Genomic DNA, 4,457 nt, shown 5'->3' on the forward strand with positions numbered 1-4,457 from the left:
CGCCTTCCGTGACCTGGTGACCATCGATGCCAGTCACTTCGCCATGGCGGATCACCGCGTTCTGCCCGATCAGGCCAACGTCATGCCATCCCGTTCGACGGAACTGCTGGTTCATCTTGTATTGGCCCTCTGGCAGGACAATTAGCGTATCATCTTCCCAGGCCATCATGAGCGCGTCATCGATTGGTTCTTCGCCCGTCGGGTCTGCGTTATAGGGATCGTCAGTCAGAACAACCGTTCTCGAAAAGCGATCCTCGTACGTCGCCGGGTCGATGCTTGTCGGGACCTGCCGATCGAGGTCTCCCGAGACGACGCCCGCGCTCGCAGAGCCCAGCGGACCAGCATCCCCAAGAGAGGCACCCCCGTCGAGGACCATACAGCCCGCAAGCGACGAGAGCGCGCCCGTGCCGGCGGCCGAGAGAAAAGACCGTCTCGAGAACCGTGCTACCATACATGGAATGTTTGTGTTTAGACCAATATTTGTTTCCCTATATTTCGTGGTTTATACTCCTATTTCTCGTGGTATATGGCAGGATTTCTCGTTGTATATACCTCCTGCTTCGTGGTGTGTATTCCATACTTCTCGTGGTATATAGTAGGACTTTTCGTGGTGTATGACGGGGCTGCTCCCACTTGACGCCTCGCTCGAGATTGCACCATTCCCGACTGCCTCCCTAGGAGGCGTCGCGGCTACCGACTGCACTCACGCTCCGCTTCGCTCCGCGTTCGCTTCTGTGGATAGCCCACTATGGCTACGCAGAACTGACCCCCAGACACTAACTCGAGGACGCAGATCTCCGAGGATCACGTGCCTACACTCGAGGTAATAGTCCACTGTTCTACCAGCCTGTTGATAACTCACGTTGCTAGTGCTCAGCGTGATAGTTCACCCCGTTCTCGAGATGGAATTCACTCTGCCAGAGCTCGCTGTCTTCCCCTCTCACTGAGCTCGGTGAACTTCCCTTCTTGCTGGTCGCGCCCCACCGCTTTGTTCGCTCTCTCACCTGCTGTAGCCAGGCTCACCTTCCGCTCTTTTCTCGCTTTCCTGATAGTCCACTCGAGGCTATCGCCCGGAACTCAATGCGGTGTCCTCGAGATTAGCGTTGAGGGGGTAGCCGGCCTATAGTACTGTCGGTAACTGGAGATTTTATAAAATTGTATGAAGTATTTTAACTCCNAGCGTTGAGGGGGTAGCCGGCCTATAGTACTGTCGGTAACTGGAGATTTTATAAAATTGTATGAAGTATTTTAACTCCCGGAATGGTAGTCAGAGTATGCTCCCAGGCCAGGATCCCAGCGAGATTGCACACAATCTCTCAAATAAGCCACATAGAATTCTGATCGCGATTCGTACTCGAGGCGGCGTCGTACCCAAGGCACGCATCACCGAAGACACAGGGCTCGAATCGAACCTGATCAACCACCACCTCCAGAACCTCATGGATGCCGGGTTAGTGGAACGTGTTGATGACACGCCTCCGGACGAAGTGTCGAGAGAGGGGTATACCTACCAGATTACTGATAGAGGGGAAGAAGTCCTCACAGCGGCGCAAGAAGACTACAATCTAACGCCGATCGAGCAGGGCGAAGTCCGCCGGCGGTTCGACGACATCGAAGAACGAACCAGCGACATCGAGGCCCGCATTAGTGGGCTTGCAGACGCGAACCAATCGCGCAGCGAAGAGATCGCTGAGCTCCAAGAGCGCGTCGGTGAACTCGAAGAGCTAACCGAGAACATGAAGCACAACCTGGAGTACATCCAAGAACAGTGGGTAGAAAAGTTCGAATGATAGCTACGAGCACGGCACCACACGGGTGAGAATATGGTGAGGGGTTGTCGCTACTGCTCGCTGACCACAGCAATATCGTGATCGGCGATCTCATCGGGCCGGCTGTGAGGCGCTATCTCGAAGCGCCACGTTTCGCCGGCGCCGATCTCAGGCGTCAAATCACGGTGGCCGCCTAGTTCCTCGCCGTCTTCGCCATAGACTCTCACTTCGACCATCACTGACTCGTACGCTTCGTCACCGACGTTCTCGACCTCTCCTGTGTAGCTGATCTGCTCGCCGCCGTGCTCGAGTTCGTCGATCCTCTCCTCGTAGTCGATGATCTGGAGCCCGCCGAACTCGAGAACGTCCTCACCGACGTTGCGTTGCTCGACGTCGTCAGGATCCAGNTAGTCGATGATCTGGAGCCCGCCGAACTCGAGAACGTCCTCACCGACGTTGCGTTGCTCGACGTCGTCAGGATCCAGCGACTCTTCGTCGCCGGCATCGTCTTCAGTCTCGTCGCTTTCCTCTGTGTCGTCTCCCGAGTCGTTAGCCTCGGGGTCGGCGGTGTCGTCGCGATCGTCACCGGCAGCCTCCCCGCTGGTGTCGTCTTGTTCTTCGTCCTGGTCGTCGCCGTCGCTGTCCGGTCGCATGCCGGCGAAGTCGAGACACCCTGATAGGGGCGCGACGATCGTGCCAGCACCGAGGGCTGTGATCGCGTCCCTGCGGTGCATCACAGATCTTTCGATGCGTGTTTCAGCATGAAGTTGATCGTTGCGTTCCGCGACGGCAGGCTATATTCTTCCTGGACGCGATCAACNTTCGATGCGTGTTTCAGCATGAAGTTGATCGTTGCGTTCCGCGACGGCAGGCTATATTCTTCCTGGACGCGATCAACGTCGTCGGCGAGGTCGTGCGGGATTCGCTGGGTGACGCGAACGCGATCATCGCCCCCCGAGTCGTCTTCTGTCTCGGTGTCAGGGTCGGAGTCAGTCCCTGAGCCATTCGCGTTGTCTTCTTTGCTCTGTTCGGCATCGTCAAGAATACTGTCTCGTGGCATTCTGGTATCGGGCTAGCATCAGAGTGACGTCAATCTACCGCCTATTCACCGTCGCCTTGACTGAAGTCTTCGAGGTCGGCCTCGGGGTCGGCATACTCGATCTTGCTTGCTAGATCAGCTGTGATCTCAGCGTCGCCGACCTGTGCGTACCGGTATGCGGCTAGGCCGACGAGCTCAGAGAGTGCCGCTGTCGCGACCGCTGGGACGCCGCTGCTTCGCTCGTGAATCTCCTTGAGGGCGTCGTCGGTGATCGGACCAAGATCGACATCAGTGTACTGATCGTGGTCGTGATCGGTGACTGTCGCGATCCGCCGGCGGACCATCTCGTCGATTCCCTCGAAGCCGAGTGGCTCGAGTTGGACATCATAGGCAACTCGACGCTGGAAGGCACGCCCGTCGCTGCCGATCTTCCCGATCGCGTCCCACTGCGAGGTCATGCCGGTCATGAGAACACGTGTGTTCGGGAGATCGTTCAGATACTGGATGGTGTGTAGCGTGTCCTTTGAGTTCAACCCGAACTCATCGACGCCGATCAGCACAGGCTGGTCGACGTCCTCGAGCTCACGACGGATCTTCGCCTCAGTCAGCTTTGTCGACGACGATTTCCCAACGCCGATTTCATCAGCGATGATCGCCGCCAATTCGTAGCTCGAAACGTTGTGCTCGCCGATCTTGACCGGCTGGTACTCATCCGAGTACGACTCAAGCAGCATGTTCAGCAGCGTCGTCTTGCCGACGCCAGAATAGCGACTGTGAACCAGCACTGGTCCTGTGTAGTCGCGAATGTGGCTCGCAATATCCGCAATCGTCCCCTCCGAGGGGAGCACATATTCATCCATTGTCGACCGGTGCGAGAACGGGTTGTCCTCCCAACCAATGGCCTCGAGGTAATCACCCCGTTCCGATTCAGTCGCCTCCGCTATCTGCTGGATTCGGTTTGGTGATGAATTGATCACGAGTTCTCCCTGTATGCATACATCACATATAACGTCAAAATAGTTTCTATTCTACGTCACTTTGACGTCATAATGATATCAGACAGGCGTCCGACTAGCAGTAATCTTTACTGACTGTTGGATACTACCTCGCAAACTCCGCAACGTACGATTTAAACGGTTAAATCGACACTGTTGGCACTGGTAACGTGTGCGAGTACACGCGTAAGTGAGCTCATCAACTCGGTATCGACTTCGTGTTTCTCCCGGTTGGCTCATCGGACCTCAATCCGATCGAGCAGATCTGGAAGAGCCTCAAATGGGAAGCCTCGCCGTTGATTGTAGAATACGCGGCAGAATACCGCGCTCTCCTCACCAAGCTCTTTGCAGCGTGTCATAGAACTCTTCTTGTTCCCTTCGATGTGACTAAAGTGAGAGATACAGGGCACTCACCTACCGTCGCGTAGTGATAGCTGCGTTGCTACTATCGAAGCTTATTCCGTGATACGTAACTAAGAGAGTCCATGAGTACTCCCGAGCTTGTCTGTTCTTCGTGTGGACGGACGTACACCGATCAGTGGCGGTGTGAGTGTGGCGGTGTCCTTGACTTTACTCGAGCGTGTCATAGAACTCTTCTCGTCCCCTTCGATGTGACCGAAGTGATAGATACAGGCGGAGGCGATACCACTGCGG

3 protein-coding genes and 2 pseudogenes are annotated in these 4,457 nt (G+C 55.8%); 2 read left to right on the forward strand and 3 right to left on the reverse strand.

Annotation, left to right across the window (positions count from 1 at the left end; all coding sequences use genetic code 11):
* Window positions 1-451, reverse strand: a pseudogene (locus tag C492_RS00440) (hypothetical protein); the annotation flags it as partial.
* Between the two features lie 823 nt (window positions 452-1,274).
* Between C492_RS00440 and C492_RS00445 the strand changes: the two are divergent.
* Window positions 1,275-1,790, forward strand: a complete 516-nt coding sequence (locus C492_RS00445; RefSeq protein ID WP_049892557.1) for a helix-turn-helix domain-containing protein — start codon at window positions 1,275-1,277, stop codon at window positions 1,788-1,790.
* Window positions 1,791-1,840: 50 nt separating this feature from the next.
* Here C492_RS00445 and C492_RS00450 read toward each other — a convergent pair whose 3' ends face one another.
* On the reverse strand, window positions 1,841-2,503 hold the full coding sequence (locus C492_RS00450) for an FxLYD domain-containing protein (protein WP_049892558.1): 663 nt from the start codon (window positions 2,501-2,503) through the stop codon (window positions 1,841-1,843).
* A 367-nt stretch (window positions 2,504-2,870) separates the two neighbouring features.
* A complete protein-coding gene (locus C492_RS00460) occupies window positions 2,871-3,785 on the reverse strand; it encodes an AAA family ATPase (RefSeq protein WP_239643367.1) in 915 nt (304 codons plus the stop codon).
* Window positions 3,786-3,964: 179 nt separating this feature from the next.
* Between C492_RS00460 and C492_RS21990 the strand changes: the two are divergent.
* Window positions 3,965-4,231 (forward strand): annotated as a pseudogene (locus C492_RS21990) (hypothetical protein); the annotation flags it as partial.
* Window positions 4,232-4,457: the final 226 nt, after the last annotated feature.

The organism is Natronococcus jeotgali DSM 18795 (assembly GCF_000337695.1).
Classification (GTDB): domain Archaea; phylum Halobacteriota; class Halobacteria; order Halobacteriales; family Natrialbaceae; genus Natronococcus; species Natronococcus jeotgali.